We start from the raw sequence: 16431 nt of genomic DNA, 5'->3' as shown, positions 1-16431 counted from the left end.
TAGCAAGGGTTTCAGCCGAGACCAGGGAGGGGGGCCGGCTTGACAGACAGGCGCAGAGTCTGACCAGTACGCAGGACCTCGAGGGGCAGTGGCGCCCCGATCTCAGCACGATCCACTTCCTGCAACAGCGCCTGAGGACCATCCACCGGGAGGCCAGCAGCGGAAATCACGAGATCGCCACGCCGAAGCCCCGCTTGGTCAGCCGGGCTATCTGGCAACACGGTCTGTACAAGAGCTCCGGAGTGCTCGGGCAGTTGAAGCAAGGCATTGGGATCGCGGTTGTGATCCCTTGCGATCCTTGGGGTGAGAGGCACCAGCTGGAGCCCTAAATAGGGATGCACCACCTCCCCTGTGGCCAGCAGCTGCTCCGCGACCCGACGGGCCAGATTGATCGGAATGGCAAAGCCGAGTCCAGCCCCAGGCCCCGAGCGCACAAGAGTATTGATGCCGATCACTTCTCCAGCGGCATTCACCAGCGGACCGCCGGAGTTTCCAGGATTGATCGCGGCATCGGTCTGGATCAGATCCAAACGCTTGTCAGAGAAACCGAGGGTGTTGATGTTGCGATGGAGGCTGCTGACGATGCCGAGGGTGACCGTGCGCTCGAGGCCATAGGGCGTACCGAGGGCAATCGCCCAGTCCCCCACTTCCAATGCTTCGGAGTCACCCAGGGGTGCAGCGGATGGCCGCTCCCCACTCCCGAGACGCACCAAGGCGAGATCTGTGATCGGATCGGTCCCGATCACCTGGCCATCACGCTGTTCGCCATCTGCCAGGGTCACAGTCACCTCATCAACCCGCTCCACGACATGGGCATTGGTGAGCACCAACCCTTCCGCATCGATCACCACTCCCGATCCCTGCCCCCTCTCGCGTTCTGCACCCATGCCCGGTTGCCCCAGCAGGTCCCGCAGCAGAGGGTCAATCAGCGTGGGGTCATAAGGCTGCCGCTGCACCAGGCGCTCGGTGTCGATCCGCACCACGGATGGGGCAACCCGATGCACCACATCAGCAACAAAGCTGTGAGAGGCCTTGGCAGAGCTGAGTGAGGCCTGCACCGGAAGGGCGCCGATCAGGCTGCAGAAACAGATCAGGAGAGCAACTGCGCACAGCCGGAAGCGACCCATCAACGCGCGAAGGCGACGGCGGCTCCCACGCTAGGGGCATCCCAGAGCATCGACGAATCTCTCTCCGCTGACTAGATCTAAGGGTGATCTCCACGATGTGGGTTCCATGGGATCCATTCGGCATGCGCGGCTGGCCTTGCTCGCCGTCTGCTGCACCTTCTTGCTGGCCTGTCAGAAACCAGCTGAACAGACAACAGACAATCCGCCAGCAACCCCTGATCCTGTCTCCGAAAGCGGGCAACTGCGAGCGGTGGTGATCGGGACGGAACTGCCGATGGTGCGCAAAGCCGATCAAGGATTTGACGGCCTCAGTTTCGTCGTGCTGGAGGCCATACGCGACCAGCTCAATGCCGAAGGAGTCAAGGGTGCGAAGCAAGTCAGCATCGTTCCCATCGTTGCTCCGAATGTGGCGTCGGGGTTGGAGATGATCCGCTCAGGGAAAGCCGACATCGCCTGTGGGGTGAATTTCTCCTGGGAGCGACAAAAGAACTTCGACTTCACCCTTCCTTTTGCCTCCAGCGGGATCAGGCTGCTGGCACCGAAAGGGAATGACGGCACTCCCAAGAACCTCCAAGGCAAGACGATCGGCGTCATTGCCGACAGCGTTGCCGCCACCGTGCTGGCTGAAAACATCAACCAAGCGACGTTCAAGAGCTATGCAACCCCAAGCGATGCGCTGCAGGCTCTGAAATCTGGCGCCATCCAATTGTTGGCGGGCGACAGCCTCTGGTTACGGGCCAGCCAGCAAGAGACGGTCCCTGCCGACGTCATTGTGCCGGTTGAGCCCTATGCACGATCCGCGGTCGGTTGCATCGTGGCGGAGTCCTCCTCATCCCTGCTTGATCTCAGCAACATCGCCCTCGGTCGCCTGATGCAGGCCTATGTGGATGGCGACCCCAAAGTTCGCCAGGAAATCAATGCCTGGCTTGGCAAAGATAGTGGGGTGGGATTAACCGAAGAGCAAATCAACCACTACTACCGGAACGTACTTTCGACAGTGGCCGAATTCCAGAAAGCCTCCTGAAGCAAAACCAAACGGCGTCTCAATCTCTCTTCCATGAACAAGCCTTCTCTACTCAGCTTCTGCACTCTTCTGGCCACATCGGCTGTCTTACAGCAACCGGGACTCAGCTCCGGCATTTTCAGCAGCCCTGATCTACACAACCCACTGGAGCAACGCATCCAGCAAATCCAGACCTCTCTGGGCGATCCCAACCCAGCAGCAACCCATGACAACAGCTCGACCACCTTGGCTCGTTACTGGGGTAACGGCGGTGGCAGAGGCTGGGGGAATGGTGGTGGACGGCGTTGGGGCAATGGCTGGGGCAACGGCTGGAGAAATGGCGGCTGGGGGAATGGTGGCTGGGGCAATGGTGGCTGGGGCAACGGCGGGATCGGCTGGGGCAACGGTGGTGGAGGCGTGATCCTCAACTTCTGAGCCACATCAGCCTCATCCCTGCAACAACGTTCGCGTTGGGAAAGGCATCGAGGCGCCACATCGATCGACAGCAGCCCCAATTTCCAGAAGAACCTTTTCCTGAAGAGACCAGGCGTCCATCAAGGTGGCGCCACGGGCATGACAAACAAGCCTGAGGTTCAGGCTGGAATCTCCATAGCCGATGAAATTGACGGCAAGAGTTCGGCTGGCATCGACATCGGGGTGCCCACGCAGCCAGCTTTCCAGTGCGGAAGTGAGCTCAGGAATCAGTGCGCGATTGGCGTAGTTAAGTCCGAATTCAATCCAGACCCGGCGATTATCAATTTCGCTGATGTTGATCACCGGCTTAGCACTAAAGATCGCATTGGGGACAAAAAGAGGCTGGCGATCCACCGAACGAAGGCGCGTATAAAACCAGCTAATCTTTTCAACAGTTCCCGAGAGATTTTCTGAAGGAATATCAATGTAATCACCCACAACGAATGGCCTATTGACATACAAGCTCAAGCCACTGAGCGAATTCGAGACAATACTCTGGGCACCAAAACCAACCGCGGCCGCGCCGAAGCCACCGGCAGTAATCAGCACGGCGGCAGAGATACCCAGTAGTCGCATCACCTGCAGCACGAGGACAAGCAGCGCCAGGCCAAGCAGGAGCTTGCCAATCACGTCGAGTAAGAACGTGCGGTCCTTCTTCTCCAAACCGGGCAGCAAACGTTCGCCGTAGAGATCGGGTTGCGCCTCGATCACTCCCTTCCAGCGCAGAAGGGTCCAGGAGAACCCCACAACAGCGAAGAAGGAGCGGATACCAAGGCCGTCCCGGGGCAGATCAAGGACCTGGGGATCAAGAAGCTCGCCGATCCACCAGCCCAAGGACGCAAGCGCCCAGCTCATGCACACGCTCAGTCGACTGGCGAGCAGCAGATGGCGACGCAAAGACCCTGAACCGAACCGGCGAGCGATCAGATCAAGAGCGAACCAAATCAGCAGCGCACTGCTCAGCCCAATCAGCGGAATCTGCAAGTCAAAAGGAAGCGTCGTCACAACAGCAGGGCGATCGCGGGGGATTTCGGGACCCTACCAAGCGCAATCCGGCCTTAACTTGCCTCTCTCACCGCCCGATCCACGATGACGGTCCCCTCAAGCCAGCGTCTTCGCTGTGAGCTCTGCCAAGTTGAGATCGATTGCCAGCCCGGTCTGCCAGACCAAGTGCTCTTCAGTCGCGGCCCCGGCGGAACCCGGAGCAAGCTGTGGGCCAGGGTGTGCCAATACCTGACCACCGGGGAGCAGAAGGCGCGCTGCATCAACCAGGACCCAACACTGCGAGGGGATGAAAAACCTGGGGATCGTTATGAGGATCTACCGAGCATCGATCTGGGAGGAAATCAGAACTGATCCGATTCGTGCACACCCCGGCACGATGCGGTGGACACCGCCAGCGAGCCTGCCTAGACGTGCGGTAACGCGCACCCTTTCCGATGAAGCACTCCCTCCGGGCCACCGCCACTGGCCTGATGCTTCTCGCCTCGTTCGGCTTGCTGGCCTGTCAGAAGTCGCCGTCGTCTTCTCCTGACTCCTCAACAAACGCAGCGGGTGCGTCTGAGACTGTGTTCTCCACCGGCAAGCTTCGGGCTGTGGTCATCGGCCAGCAGCTTCCTTTTGTCACCACCACCGAGACGGGTGATGACGGCCTCTCCTTCATTGTGCTGGAGGCGATCCGCGACCAACTCAAAACGGCCGCTGAGACCAAGGCTGACAACGTGAGCTTGGAAACGATGACGGCCAGCTCGGTGGACGAGGGCCTCAACAAGATTCGCAATGGTGAAGCCGATATCGCCTGCGGTGTGGGTTTCTCCTGGGAGCGCCAGAAGACCCTTAACTACACCCTCCCCTTCGCCACCAGCGGCATCCGCGTGCTGGCACCGGCCGGCATCGATGGCACACCCGACAGCCTTAAGGGTCAGACCATCGGCGTTGTGAAGGACAGCGTTGCGGCCTCGATCCTGGCCAACTCCGTGGATGACGCCTCCCTTCAGGCTTTCGACACTCCCTCAGAGGCTCTGGAAGCGCTGAAGAGCGACAAGGTGAGCGTGCTGGGTGGCGACACGCTCTGGCTACGCGCCAACCAGAAAACAACGGCCCCTGATAGCAATCTGGTTCCAGCCCTCCCCTATGCCCGAGCGAGCGTGGGCTGCGTGGTCACCGATGCCACCCCTCACCTCCTCAACGTGAGCAACCTTGCCATCGGCCGGCTTCTGCAGGCCTACATCAATAACGACACCGACGTGCGCAAGGAAATCAACCGCTGGGTGGGTCCTGGCAGCAGCATTGGTCTCAAAGACGAGCAGATCAGCACTTTCTTCAGGATCGTGCTGGCCACGGTCGCCGAGATCACCCCTAACAACTAACGCCTTCCCACCGCCGACCCACCCCGATCGATCCAGGACCCATGAACAAAACCACCCTCCTCAGCCTCGTGACCCTGCTCAGCGCGGCGGGCGTCATGCAGCAAGCCAGCCATGCCAGCGTCCACGTCAACCCAGACCGGAGCCTTCAGCTCGAGCAACGGATCGAATTGATCCGACAGACGGCCTGGCAGGCACTTGATGAAGCAGCTCCACAGCACCCGGACCTCGCCCGTGCCTGGGGCAACGGTGGTGGTCGTGCCTGGGGCAACGGCGGTCGTGCTTGGGGTAACGGAGGTGGTGGCTTTGCCAATGGTGGTGGCGGCGGTTTCGCCAATGGCTACCGCGGTGGTTTCGCGAACTGGTGAACAACGCAGAATTCGGCCCGATCGGGCTGTTGGTGATCCAGGCCACCTCTCTGTGCAACCTGGACTGCAGTTACTGCTACCTACCGGACCGGCAAAAACGGAAGATTTTTGATCTCGAGTTGCTACCGACCCTGCTCGAGCGGATCTATGAGAGTCCCTTCTGGGGCCCCCAGCTGTCCATCCTCTGGCATGCGGGGGAGCCTCTCACCCTGCCCACCGGTTACTACGACGAGGCCACGGCGATCCTCCGGCGTCACACCGCTGATCTCCAGGCCCAGGGTGTGGTGATTGAGCAGCACGTTCAAACCAATGCCACGCTGATCAATGCCGACTGGTGTGATTGTTTTCGGCGCAATCAGATCGTGGTGGGCGTGAGTATTGACGGGCCCGAAGACATTCACGACGCCCACCGTCGCTTCCGCAACCAGCGGGGATCTCATGCCCTGACGATGAAGGGAATCAAGACTCTGCAAGCGCATGAGATTCCCTTTCATGCCATCGCAGTGATCACCAGCGCTGCCATGGAGGATCCTGAACGGGTCTACCGCTTCTTCCGTGATCAGGGCATTCACCACATCGGCTTCAACGTGGAGGAGCAGGAGGGCGTGAATACCAAGTCATCCATGCAGGGTCAAAGTCGCGAAAAGCAATATCGATCCTTTCTGAGCCACTTCTGGGACTGCAATCGTCGCGATGGTTTCCCAATCCACTTGAGGGAATTCGATCAAGTTCTAGGGATGATCCAGGGGGAGCAACGCCTGCTTCAGAACGAGATGAATCGTCCCTACGCCATTCTCAGCGTTGACGCCCAAGGCAACTTCTCCACCTTCGATCCGGAACTGCTCTCCGTCGAAACAGAGCGCTACGGACTGTTCAATCTGGGCAACATCCGTGAGGTGTCATTGGAGGCTGCCGCCTCATCAAGCACCTTCCAGCGATTGCTTGCCGACATGCGCTCAGGCATGAGTCGCTGCCTGAAAACCTGTGACCACTACGGGTTCTGCGGTGGCGGCAATGGAAGCAATAAGTATTGGGAACACGGCACTCTCGATGCCAGCGAAACCTGTTCCTGCCGCTTCTCCAGTCAGATTCCCGTGGACGTGGTGCTGGAGCGGCTGGAGCTTGAGAGTGCCACCAGCCCCTGACGCACTCGCTCCACTCCCCACAACCAAAGAGAGACCATGCCGATCCAGACAGGACGGACCACTGCCATCCTCTGCTGCACCGCGATCTCCAGCGCGCTCTCGATGGCTCCCCAAGCCCATGCCGGCTGTTCCTTCCTGATGCCGGTCGGGGGCAATGGCAACGGTCCTCAGCCCTACATCATCAAGAAACAGGTTGAACGCCCCAAAGGCTTGGTGGGAAAGGCAGTCGGACGCACGAACTGGAACACTGATTTCGTCGTCAACCGGCCTTATCGAAGCTTCAAGCTCTTCTTCACGGCAGATTCCACCGATGGCAACCCGGGTGCCTATCCAATCGAGGCCTATCTGAAATTCACAGACGGAAGCAACCTTCGGGTGGTGCAGCAATCCATGAAGCCCCCCACGGGCACCGGTGCCCAGTTCGGTCCATTCGCAGTGCCGTCCGACAAGGCCGTGAGTCAGGTGAATTTCAGAATCGGCGCTAACAGTGATCCAGGAGCCACCGGCTTCAGCTACCGAATCTCTGTGCAGGGTTGCAACTGAACGCTGCCTCTCGGCTGCACTTCGGCTCTGTGAACCACCATCGCCTACATTTGACACAGGCCTGGTGAGTACCTCTCTCCGGGAGGGTGATCACAGCATCAACCATCGGGCCTGAGCCCGAGTCACCCTCTCGCCGAGCCCTTGCCCCATCCACTCCTGCCTGACATCACTGCCGTTGCTGCAAGCACAGCTGCAGCGCACGGTTTTGAGCTGGCAGACATTCAGATCCTCACCCACCTGCAACCCATGACGGTGCAGGTACAGATTCGTCGCGGAGATGGTTCTGACGTCTCACTTGATGACTGCGCAGGCTTCAGTGGACCCATGGGAGAAGCACTTGAGTCGCAGGCTCTGCTCACCGAGGCGTATGTTCTGGAGATCAGCAGCCCTGGCATCGGGGATCAGCTCCAGAGCGATCGGGACTTCCAGACGTTCCGCAGCTACCCGGTTGAAGTCCTCTATCGCGATGACGAAGGCAGGGAGCAACGGCAACAAGGCTCCTTGCTCGAACGCAACGACGACCACGTGCAGGTGAATGTGCGGGGACGCATCAAACGCATTTCCAGACCCTCTGTGATCTCCGTTCAACTCATCAGCCCCACCGGCTGAATCCCCTCCACCCACTCGCTCGCTCTTTTTTTCTTCTCGAAATCCCCCGATGGCTCTCGTCCTTCTCCCTGGCCTTACCAACCTGATCGATGACATCAGCGAGGAGAAAAAACTCCCCCCTCAGGTGGTGGAAGCGGCCCTGCGTGAAGCTCTGCTGAAAGGCTACGAGCGCTATCGACGCACCCTCTACCTGGGCATCAGTGAAGACCCTTTCGATGAGGAGTACTTCAGCAACTTCGATGTTGCCCTCGACCTTGAGGAGGAGGGCTACCGGGTTCTGGCCAGCAAGATCATTGTCGAAGAAGTGGAAAGCGAAGACCACCAGATCGCCCTTGCCGAAGTGATGCAGGTGACCGATGACGCTCAGGTGGGCGACACCGTGGTGCTCGATGTCACCCCTGAGAAGGAAGACTTCGGTCGCATGGCGGCAGCCACCACAAAGCAGGTTCTTGCCCAGAAACTCCGAGATCAGCAACGGCGCATGATCCAGGAGGAATTCGCTGATCTGGAGGATCCCGTCCTCACCGCCCGAGTGATCCGCTTCGAGCGTCAGTCGGTGATCATGGCCGTGAGCTCGGGCCTAGGCCGACCGGAGGTTGAAGCTGAGTTACCCCGCAGGGACCAACTGCCCAACGACAACTATCGAGCCAATGCCACCTTCAAGGTCTTCCTGAAGGAAGTCAGTGAAGTACCCCGTCGTGGTCCCCAGTTGTTCGTGAGCCGCGCCAACGCCGGACTCGTCGTTTACCTCTTCGAGAACGAGGTTCCTGAGATCCAGGAGGGATCGGTGCGGATCGTGGCGGTGGCCAGAGAAGCCAATCCCCCATCCCGTTCCGTTGGCCCGCGCACGAAGGTCGCCGTTGACAGCATCGAACGGGAAGTGGATCCCGTCGGCGCCTGCATCGGTGCCCGAGGCTCCAGGATTCAGCAGGTGGTCAACGAACTGCGCGGCGAAAAGATCGATGTGATCCGCTGGTCAGCTGACCCCAGCCAGTACATCGCCAATTCCCTCAGCCCTGCTCGGGTTGAAGTGGTGCGACTGGTGGATCCTGAAGGACAGCATGCGCACGTGTTGGTTCCCCCGGATCAGCTGAGTCTTGCCATCGGGCGCGAAGGCCAGAACGTCCGTCTGGCGGCCCGTCTGACGGGTTGGAAGATCGACATCAAGAACTCCACCGAATACGACCAGGCGGCAGAGGATGCGGTTGTGTCTGAGCTGATTTCCCAACGGGAAGAAGAGGAAGCCCTCCAGCGCGAAGCCGAAGAGCGCCTCGCCGCTGAACAGGCAGCCCGAGCTGCCGAGGATGCACGCCTGCGCGAGCTGTATCCCCTGCCCGAGGATGATGAGGACAACGACCCCGATGCCTCCTATGAAGACGTTGCCTTAGTCGATGGCGTCGACGACGCCCAGGCCGTGAGCGAAGAGGACGGAGCCCGGTGAACATCGATCGCCCCATCCTGCGACGGTGTGTCGCCTGTCGCCAGTTGCTCGATCGTCGCCAGCTCTGGCGCGTGGTACGCGACCATCAGGATGGGGTTCTCTTGGACGCAGGGATGGGCCGATCCGCCTACCTCTGCCCCCAGGAGGCCTGTCTGGAAGAGGCACGCCGCCGCAAACGACTGCAAAAAGCCCTGCGTTGCCAGGTGCCCGACAGCGTTGTGGAGGTGCTGCAGGAGCGGCTCACCCTTCAACGGGATACGGCCGCTGAGGCAAGATGACCATTGGCCCCACCTGGGTGGAGCCCCGGGGCACACCGTGCCCTGACCGACCGGAGACCTGACCTGAATGACCAGCAGCGGCAAAGTCAGAATTTATGAGCTGTCCAAGGACTTGGGCCTGGACAACAAGGACGTGCTGGATGCTGCTGAAAAGCTTTCCATTGCGGCGAAGAGCCACAGCAGCTCGATCAGTGATGGCGAGGCAGCAAAGATCCGCTCATTGCTGAAGCAGGGCAGCAAGCCTGCACCGGCAGCACCTGCGAAACCGGCTCCAGGCAAGGCGATCCTTTCCGTGCGGAAAGCGGACAGCCCCAGCGCCAAGCCTGCGCAGCCGGCAGGAGATGCGGCAAGCCCAAGCCGCCCCGCCGCTCCGCGCCAACCAGCCCCCCCGGCGAAGCCAGTGGTGCAGCAGAAGCCCGTGGTGGTGAAGCCAGGGGTGCAGAAACCCACGAGTCCGAAGCAGCCTGTGGCCCGCGAGCCCCAGGCCAAGCCAGCTGCTGCGCCAACACCCCGTCCTCAGGTGGTGAAACCTGCGGTGAGCGCACCTCCGGCACGCCCCAGTGCCCCTGCGAGCAAGCCGGTTTCGAACACACGGCCGGCGACACCAAGTCCTCGCCCTGCGGTTCCTTCCCCCAGACCTGTCCAAAACCAAAGTGGTGCTCCCAGTGCTGGGCGGCCTGCCGCACCCGCACCGGTGAAGCGCACCACGGCGCCGCCCCAGCGTCCGGTGGCCAAACCGGAATTGGTGGGCCGCCCCCAGCCTGCCCGCGGAGCCAATCCTCCCGGCAATGCCCAGGGAAATCCCCCCATGCGTCCGCCGGCGCAGCGCCCTGGCGTCAGTCCCCGACCTATCGCCGCCAGCAGCCAAAACCAACGACCGGCAACGCCCGCACGCCCCAGCGCCCCCCAGCGACCGACTCCTGCCAGAGCAGGTGGACCCGGTGCTGGACGTCCTGGGCCATCCCGTCCCGGCCAGCCCCGTTCTGGCGGTGGTCTCGAGCTGGTCGGCAAGCCGATCCGACGCGATGGGGCCGGCCCAGGCGGACGCGATGGCGGCGGACGCCCGTCGGCACCGATTCGCCCCGGAGCTCCTGGCGGCATGCGCAAGCCAGTGGCCCCTGGCGAGCTCATGCAACTTCAGAAGCCGTCTGGGCGTCCTGGGGCACCCCCGCCCCGTCGACCCGACGGCACGCCGGTTGCACCGCGTGGAGGAACGGACGGTGACAGCAAAGCCACTCCTCCCGTGGCTCGGCCCACCGCTCAGCCACCTTCAGCGCCTCGACGTCCTGGTTACAGACCAGCCCCGGGTGCTGGAGGTCAGCGCCGACCCGGTCGCCCCGACTGGGATGACAGCGCCAAGCTGGAAGCTCTGCGCAGCCGCTCTCCTCAGAAGCAGCGTCAGAAGGTTCACATCATTGGTGAAAACGATGATGCGTTGACGGCGGAAACCGGTGGTTACGCCGGTGAACAGCAGGCCATGGTCCTTTCGGCCAGCCTGGCCCGTCCGGCCAAACCCAAAGCGCAGCAGAAAGCCGCAGCCAAGCCGGTGGCGGCCATGCGGAAACGCAAAAAGGAAACCACCCGTCAGCGCCAACGGCGCCGGGCGATGGAACTGCGTGCAGCGCGAGAAGCCAAGCAAGTTCGCCCGGAGATGCTGATCGTTCCGGAGGACAACCTCACGGTGCAGGAACTGGCCGACATGCTCAGTGTCGAGAGTTCCGAGATCATCAAATCCCTGTTCTTCAAGGGGATCATCGCCACGGTCACACAAACCCTCGATATGCCCACGATCGAGACGGTGGCCGAAGAGTTCGGTGTGCCGGTTCTCCAAGACGACGTGGAGGAGGCCGCAAAGAAGACGGTCGAGATGATCGAGGAGGAGGATCTCGCCCACCTGATTCGCCGCCCTCCCGTGGTCACCGTCATGGGTCACGTGGACCACGGCAAAACAAGCCTGCTCGACGCCATTCGCAAAGCGAGGGTGGCCGCAGGCGAAGCCGGAGGCATCACCCAGCACATCGGTGCTTACCAGGTGGAGATCGAACACAGCGGAGAGCCCCGCAAGATCACCTTCCTCGACACGCCTGGCCACGAGGCATTCACCGCCATGCGGGCCCGAGGCACGAAGGTGACTGACGTTGCTGTCCTGGTGGTTGCTGCCGATGACGGCGTCCGCCCCCAGACCCTAGAAGCGATCAGCCATGCACGGGCCGCTGAGGTCCCGATCGTGGTGGCGATCAACAAGATCGACAAAGAAGGAGCATCTCCCGACCGGGTGAAGCAGGAACTCTCGGAACAGAACCTGCTAGCCGAGGAATGGGGCGGTGATGTGGTGATGGTGCCCGTGAGCGCGATCAAGGGCGAGAACATCGACAAGCTGCTCGAGATGATCCTCCTGGTCACCGAAGTGGAAGACCTGCAGGCCAACCCCGATCGCCTGGCTAAGGGCACCGTGATCGAGGCGCACTTGGACAAAGCCAAGGGTCCTGTGGCCACACTGCTGATTCAGAACGGCACCCTGCGTACGGGTGATGTGGTCGCGGCTGGGCCTGTATTGGGCAAGGTGCGCGCCATGGTCGATGACGCCGGGCATCGTCTCAAGGAAGCAGGGCCCTCCTGTGCGGTCGAGGCCCTGGGCTTCAGCGAAGTGCCGACAGCTGGTGATGAGTTCGAGGTTTATCCCGACGAAAAATCCGCCCGCGCCGTTGTGGGCGATCGCGCCTCCGATGCCCGCGCCACACGGCTGGCCCAGCAGATGGCGTCCCGTCGTGTGTCGCTTGCCGCAATGTCCGGGCAAGCCAGTGAGGGCGAGCTCAAGGAGCTCAACCTCATCCTCAAAGCCGACGTTCAGGGCAGCGTGGAAGCGATTCTCGGGTCGCTCGAACAGCTACCGAAGGACGAAGTCCAGGTGCGAGTGCTGCTGTCAGCTCCCGGTGAGATCACCGAAACCGACGTGGATCTCGCTGCCGCATCGGGCGCGGTCATCGTGGGCTTCAACACCTCCATGGCATCTGGTGCCAAGCGCGCTGCCGATGCCACTGGTGTTGACGTCAGGGACTATGACGTCATCTACAAGCTGCTGGAGGACATCCAGATGGCGATGGAGGGCCTGCTCGAACCAGAAATGGTCGAGGAGCCCCTGGGCGAAGCGGAAGTGCGTGCCGTCTTCACGATTGGCAAGAGCGCCGTGGCCGGTTGCTACATCACCACGGGCAAGCTCCAACGCAACTGCAAGGTTCGTGTCCATCGCGGCAAGGAAATTGTCTTTGCGGGCGATCTCGACTCTTTGCGTCGCAACAAAGACGATGTCAAAGAAGTCGCCACGGGCTTCGAATGCGGCATCGGCTGTGATCGCTTTGCGAATTGGGAGGAGGGCGACCGTATTGAAGGCTTCAAGATGGTTACCCAGCGCCGAAAACTCAGCACCTGATCACCACCCCGCCACTGCCGACCGTGAGTTCCCGCAGCGAGCCACTGCTCTGGCTTCAGCTCCTTGCCATCGGGGCCATCCCGTTGGAGCTGATCCTTTTGCAGCTGGTGCTCGCCGGATCGGATCTTGGTCCCGTGCCTGTGCTGGAACGGCTCTTGACTTGGGCACTTGGGGCCTTGGCCCCTGCGGTTCTGCTGTGGCGCCAGCCAGCTGACTGGGGATCCCTGCTGTTGGTCCGCATCAGGCCAGACTCCCGCAGCCGCGTTCAGCGTCAACTCAGCAGCCTGCAAAGCAGCCCTCTGATCCGTGTACTGGCTGCCAGTGGAGTCCTGGTGCTTCTCTTCCTGTTCCGGTGGATTGACAGCTCGGCCGTGCTGGTTCGAGACCTCTCCCCCCTGGCAGGCAGCAGCCGACTGACCTGTCTATTAGTCGCCATCCCAATCCTGGCGATGCTGCTCTGGCAGTGGCAGCAATTGATCCAAGCAATCTGGCTTCTGACCTGCGATCCCAATGCACTGGATGCGGTCAGCCCTATGGATGACAACGAATTTCAGACCCGCAGGCTCTCCGTCGGCCTGGGTCTACTGCGCTTGGAGAACCTCCACTGGGACGTGCAGATCGCCGCCACTGCGGCGGCGAATGCTTCAGACGCCGCGGTCTCGATCGAACCAGAGCAGGCTGCCGAAGAGGACAACAGCTCCAATCTGAATTCCGAGGTCACTGAGACCAACATCCCCACCGGCACTGCCCCGGAAGCCCATGACGAAAAGTCCGAGCCCACCGGAAGCGAAGAAAGCAAGCCAGAGGAGTCGCCGAAGACCCCGCCAGGGAGTGCGTGATTCCCTGAGAAGTCGCTCCTTGAGGTCAGGGTCGAGGGATGTCCTGGAGTTCTGACCCAACCGTCAAAAGCGCTGCAGCTTCAAATGTTAAGTTCCTGTTGTCGCCGATGTAGCTCAGCCGGTAGAGCAACGCTTTCGTAAAGCGTGGGTCGCCTGTTCAAGTCAGGTCATCGGCTTCACCCCAATGGCGCCGGATGCGTCGTCCAAGCTCTCGGGCAAGACCAGACTGATGACGCTGGTACTGGAGTGTCATGAAAAGCAGCGTGGTCGAGCCGCTGAAACGACTGGAGGAGCTGCACAGAAGTTACCGGCGGGATGCTGCGCTCGATGAGGTCTTCATCGTTCTCACCATTGGAGCCAGCTTGATTGCCACCCTCGGATTGCTTGCGAATAGCGCTGCTGTGGTCATCGGCGCCATGGTGGTTGCTCCCTGGATCATGCCCATCCGATCCGGAGCCTTTGCCATCCTGCTCGGCGACGCACGTCTGCTGAGCCGTGCCCTGCGCACGCTCTTCATCGGTGTATTGACCACCACGGTGATGGCAGCCCTGCTGGGCAGCAGCGTGGGGCTGCCTCAGTTTGGAAGCGAAGTGGCGGCGCGAACTGCGCCCAATCTGCTTGACCTAGGCATTGCCCTTGTAGCCGGTGGTTTGGCCACCTATGCGAAGTTGCGCAGCGATGCCGTCAGTTCCCTGGCGGGCACGGCGATTGCTGTGGCTCTGGTCCCACCGATCTGCGTGATGGGCCTGCTGATCTCCCATCAGCGCTGGAGTCTGGCCAGTGGCGCTGGCCTGCTTTTCGCCACAAACCTGATGGGCATCCTCACCGGCGGGCTTGTGCTCATGGCCTGGAAGGATCCGGTGCTGCGTCAGCAGCTTCGCCGCAGCCGTCTCAGTGCTGCGAACTTCGCGCTCACCGGTTTGTTGCTGATTCCGCTTGGTAGCAGCTTCATCAACCTGCTGGGTCGTGCAAGACAAAACAACACCCGCGACGCGATCCGCTCCACGATTCTTTCCTTTCTGCGCCGCGAAACTCTGACCTTTGGCGATCAACAGAACGTCGATCTCGAGCGACTCGACATTGACTGGGGGCGCAACCCTCCAGTGATTCGCGCACTAGTGCGCGTCACCGATCCAAGACTGCCCACCTTCAAACAGGTTTCAGCAGTGCAGGACGAGATCAACAAAAGACAATCGCTTCGTTTTCAGCTGGTAGTGCAACGTACGGCGGTTGATGTCGTCGGTCCGGAGGAAGCACCCAACGAGAACAACTCCAAAGCGAGCAACCTCTTGCCATCTGACCAGCAACCTGATGTTCTGCCAAAGTTGACTGCCCCGCCAACTCTCGACGAGACCACTGATTAAGGGTATCGGGGCATCGAGATGCCAGCGAATGCCGTTTCAAGACTGGAGCTGGTGGTCGAAATGCTCCGCACAGTGTTCACCACAAAACCAGGCATGGGTAATGCCTGGCTGTCGATGCGGCATTTCTGCCTTCACTTCTACAGCCAGTCCACAAACTTTTCGCCACCACCTCGGAAAGCTGCTGTGGCGATGACATTCAGACGATGCTTCTATCCTTTGCGAACAAGGACTAAAACCAAGGAGCACACAACAAAAAGCCCCCTCCGAGGAGGGGGCTTTCCGGTTCAGTTGATCTGAACCTGTTGTTGATTCCAGATCAACCGATGGCGGGAGCTTGCAGAGCCACGGGGGTGGACTCAGCAGCAGCCAGGTCGAGGGGGAAGTTGTGAGCGTTGCGCTCGTGCATCACTTCCATGCCGAGGTTGGCACGGTTCAGCACATCAGCCCAGGTGTTCAGGACGCGGCCCTGACCATCAAGGATGGACTGGTTGAAGTTGAAACCGTTCAGGTTGAAGGCCATGGTGCTGACGCCCAGGGCGGTGAACCAGATGCCGACCACAGGCCAGGCAGCCAGGAAGAAGTGAAGGCTGCGGCTGTTGTTGAAGGAGGCGTATTGGAAGATCAGGCGACCGAAGTAACCGTGGGCAGCCACGATGTTGTAGGTCTCTTCCTCTTGGCCGAACTTGTAGCCGTAGTTCTGGGACTCGCTCTCAGTGGTCTCGCGGACCAGGGAGGAGGTCACCAGGGAGCCGTGCATGGCGGAGAACAGGGAGCCACCGAACACACCAGCCACACCCAGCATGTGGAAGGGGTGCATCAGGATGTTGTGCTCAGCCTGGAACACCAGCATGAAGTTGAAGGTGCCGGAGATGCCGAGGGGCATGCCGTCAGAGAAGGAACCCTGACCGAAGGGGTACACCAGGAACACAGCAGAAGCAGCAGCCACAGGAGCGCTGTAAGCAACGCAGATCCAGGGGCGCATGCCGAGGCGGTAGGAGAGTTCCCACTCGCGGCCCATGTAGCAGAAGATGCCGATCAGGAAGTGGAACACAACCAGCTGGTAAGGACCGCCGTTGTAGAGCCACTCATCGAGGGAGGCAGCTTCCCAGATGGGATAGAAGTGCAGGCCGATGGCGTTCGAAGAAGGAACAACAGCACCAGAGATGATGTTGTTGCCGTAGATCAGGGAGCCGGCAACGGGCTCACGGATGCCGTCGATGTCGACGGGGGGAGCTGCGATGAAGGCAACGATGAAGCAGGTGGTGGCAGCCAGCAGGGTGGGGATCATCAGCACACCGAACCAGCCCACGTAGAGGCGGTTGTTGGTGGAGGTGACCCACTCGCAGAAGGACTGCCAGCCATTGGCGCCGGAGCGCTGCTGAATGGTGGTGGTCATGAGAACGGGAAACGAAGCTCCGAAGAGCGGTTACGGAAGGGCAGGGAT

Annotated in this window: 16 protein-coding genes, 1 tRNA gene and 1 pseudogene; 14 read left to right on the top strand and 4 right to left on the bottom strand. The window is 60.8% G+C overall.

The window, feature by feature from the left end; translation table 11 throughout:
* Positions 1 to 11 precede the first annotated feature (11 nt).
* Positions 12 to 1127 carry a trypsin-like peptidase domain-containing protein gene (locus CWE16_RS09845; RefSeq protein ID WP_131595087.1) on the bottom strand — a complete coding sequence of 372 codons (1116 nt, stop codon included), beginning with the start codon at positions 1125 to 1127 and terminating at the stop codon, positions 12 to 14.
* A 106-nt stretch (positions 1128 to 1233) separates the two neighbouring features.
* Between CWE16_RS09845 and grrP (CWE16_RS09840) the strand changes: the two genes are divergently transcribed.
* Both grrP (CWE16_RS09840) and grrA (CWE16_RS09835) read left to right on the top strand, forming a co-directional pair.
* Entirely contained in the window at positions 1234 to 2151 is a 918-nt protein-coding gene (grrP, locus tag CWE16_RS09840) for an extracellular substrate binding-like orphan protein GrrP (RefSeq protein WP_131595085.1), read from the top strand.
* A gap of 33 nt (positions 2152 to 2184) precedes the next feature.
* Positions 2185 to 2565, top strand: coding sequence for a GrrA/OscA1 family cyclophane-containing rSAM-modified RiPP (grrA, locus tag CWE16_RS09835; RefSeq protein WP_131595083.1), 381 nt, complete (start codon positions 2185 to 2187; stop codon positions 2563 to 2565).
* A 12-nt stretch (positions 2566 to 2577) separates the two neighbouring features.
* Here the strand turns inward: grrA (CWE16_RS09835) and CWE16_RS09830 are convergent, their stop codons facing one another.
* Entirely contained in the window at positions 2578 to 3438 is an 861-nt protein-coding gene (locus tag CWE16_RS09830; protein ID WP_236629681.1) for a mechanosensitive ion channel family protein, read from the bottom strand.
* A gap of 255 nt (positions 3439 to 3693) precedes the next feature.
* On the opposite strand from CWE16_RS09830, the gene CWE16_RS09825 reads away from it, so the two are divergent.
* From CWE16_RS09825 to CWE16_RS12300, 10 genes and pseudogenes are all read left to right on the top strand, one after another.
* On the top strand, positions 3694 to 3960 hold the full coding sequence (locus CWE16_RS09825) for a hypothetical protein (protein ID WP_131456756.1): 267 nt from the start codon (positions 3694 to 3696) through the stop codon (positions 3958 to 3960).
* A gap of 83 nt (positions 3961 to 4043) precedes the next feature.
* A complete protein-coding gene (gene grrP / locus CWE16_RS09820; protein WP_131595079.1) occupies positions 4044 to 4973 on the top strand; it encodes an extracellular substrate binding-like orphan protein GrrP in 930 nt (309 codons plus the stop codon).
* A gap of 41 nt (positions 4974 to 5014) precedes the next feature.
* Positions 5015 to 5338: a GrrA/OscA1 family cyclophane-containing rSAM-modified RiPP gene (grrA, locus tag CWE16_RS09815; RefSeq protein WP_131595077.1), complete on the top strand. Its 324-nt coding sequence runs from the start codon at positions 5015 to 5017 to the stop codon at positions 5336 to 5338.
* Positions 5335 to 6483, top strand: a complete 1149-nt coding sequence (gene grrM, locus CWE16_RS09810; RefSeq protein ID WP_131595075.1) for a cyclophane-forming radical SAM/SPASM peptide maturase GrrM/OscB — start codon at positions 5335 to 5337, stop codon at positions 6481 to 6483. The genes grrA (CWE16_RS09815) and grrM overlap by 4 nt, the downstream gene beginning before the upstream one ends.
* A gap of 102 nt (positions 6484 to 6585) precedes the next feature.
* Positions 6586 to 7026 carry a hypothetical protein gene (locus CWE16_RS09805; RefSeq protein WP_201737994.1) on the top strand — a complete coding sequence of 147 codons (441 nt, stop codon included), beginning with the start codon at positions 6586 to 6588 and terminating at the stop codon, positions 7024 to 7026.
* 141 nt (positions 7027 to 7167) lie between these two features.
* Positions 7168 to 7635, top strand: a complete 468-nt coding sequence (gene rimP / locus CWE16_RS09800; protein ID WP_131456749.1) for a ribosome maturation factor RimP — start codon at positions 7168 to 7170, stop codon at positions 7633 to 7635.
* Positions 7636 to 7684: 49 nt separating this feature from the next.
* Entirely contained in the window at positions 7685 to 9076 is a 1392-nt protein-coding gene (nusA, locus tag CWE16_RS09795; RefSeq protein WP_131595073.1) for a transcription termination factor NusA, read from the top strand.
* A complete protein-coding gene (locus CWE16_RS09790; RefSeq protein WP_131456745.1) occupies positions 9073 to 9354 on the top strand; it encodes a YlxR family protein in 282 nt (93 codons plus the stop codon). The genes nusA and CWE16_RS09790 overlap by 4 nt, the downstream gene beginning before the upstream one ends.
* 67 nt (positions 9355 to 9421) lie before the next feature.
* Positions 9422 to 12784, top strand: a complete 3363-nt coding sequence (gene infB / locus CWE16_RS09785; RefSeq protein WP_131595071.1) for a translation initiation factor IF-2 — start codon at positions 9422 to 9424, stop codon at positions 12782 to 12784.
* A gap of 23 nt (positions 12785 to 12807) precedes the next feature.
* A pseudogene (locus CWE16_RS12300) lies at positions 12808 to 13368 on the top strand (low-complexity tail membrane protein); the annotation flags it as partial.
* Between the two features lie 60 nt (positions 13369 to 13428).
* Here CWE16_RS12300 and CWE16_RS09775 read toward each other — a convergent pair.
* On the bottom strand, positions 13429 to 13683 hold the full coding sequence (locus tag CWE16_RS09775; RefSeq protein ID WP_131595069.1) for a DUF3493 domain-containing protein: 255 nt from the start codon (positions 13681 to 13683) through the stop codon (positions 13429 to 13431).
* Between the two features lie 43 nt (positions 13684 to 13726).
* On the opposite strand from CWE16_RS09775, the gene CWE16_RS09770 reads away from it, so the two are divergent.
* Positions 13727 to 13799 (top strand) — tRNA-Thr (locus tag CWE16_RS09770).
* A 75-nt stretch (positions 13800 to 13874) separates the two neighbouring features.
* Positions 13875 to 14987, top strand: a complete 1113-nt coding sequence (locus tag CWE16_RS09765) for a DUF389 domain-containing protein (protein ID WP_131595067.1) — start codon at positions 13875 to 13877, stop codon at positions 14985 to 14987.
* A 316-nt stretch (positions 14988 to 15303) separates the two neighbouring features.
* Here the strand turns inward: CWE16_RS09765 and psbA are convergent, their stop codons facing one another.
* A complete protein-coding gene (psbA, locus tag CWE16_RS09760) occupies positions 15304 to 16383 on the bottom strand; it encodes a photosystem II q(b) protein (RefSeq protein ID WP_007100687.1) in 1080 nt (359 codons plus the stop codon).
* Between the last annotated feature and the right edge of the window lie 48 nt (positions 16384 to 16431).

It is taken from the genome of Synechococcus sp. BS55D (genome assembly GCF_004332415.1).
GTDB lineage: Bacteria > Cyanobacteriota > Cyanobacteriia > PCC-6307 > Cyanobiaceae > Synechococcus_C.
This window is presented reverse-complemented; position numbering and strand designations above follow the sequence as displayed.

Excerpts from the sequence above, each read along its gene's own strand:
- CWE16_RS09845 (WP_131595087.1), bottom strand. The coding sequence starts at position 1,127 with ATGGGTCGCTTCCGGCTGTGCGCAGTTGCTCTCCTGATCTGTTTCTGC.
- grrP (WP_131595085.1), top strand. The coding sequence starts at position 1,234 with ATGGGATCCATTCGGCATGCGCGGCTGGCCTTGCTCGCCGTCTGCTGC.
- grrA (WP_131595083.1), top strand. The coding sequence starts at position 2,185 with ATGAACAAGCCTTCTCTACTCAGCTTCTGCACTCTTCTGGCCACATCG.
- CWE16_RS09825 (WP_131456756.1), top strand. The coding sequence starts at position 3,694 with ATGACGGTCCCCTCAAGCCAGCGTCTTCGCTGTGAGCTCTGCCAAGTT.
- grrP (WP_131595079.1), top strand. The coding sequence starts at position 4,044 with ATGAAGCACTCCCTCCGGGCCACCGCCACTGGCCTGATGCTTCTCGCC.
- grrA (WP_131595077.1), top strand. The coding sequence starts at position 5,015 with ATGAACAAAACCACCCTCCTCAGCCTCGTGACCCTGCTCAGCGCGGCG.
- CWE16_RS09805 (WP_201737994.1), top strand. The coding sequence starts at position 6,586 with ATGGCTCCCCAAGCCCATGCCGGCTGTTCCTTCCTGATGCCGGTCGGG.
- nusA (WP_131595073.1), top strand. The coding sequence starts at position 7,685 with ATGGCTCTCGTCCTTCTCCCTGGCCTTACCAACCTGATCGATGACATC.
- infB (WP_131595071.1), top strand. The coding sequence starts at position 9,422 with ATGACCAGCAGCGGCAAAGTCAGAATTTATGAGCTGTCCAAGGACTTG.
- CWE16_RS09765 (WP_131595067.1), top strand. The coding sequence starts at position 13,875 with ATGAAAAGCAGCGTGGTCGAGCCGCTGAAACGACTGGAGGAGCTGCAC.
- psbA (WP_007100687.1), bottom strand. The coding sequence starts at position 16,383 with ATGACCACCACCATTCAGCAGCGCTCCGGCGCCAATGGCTGGCAGTCC.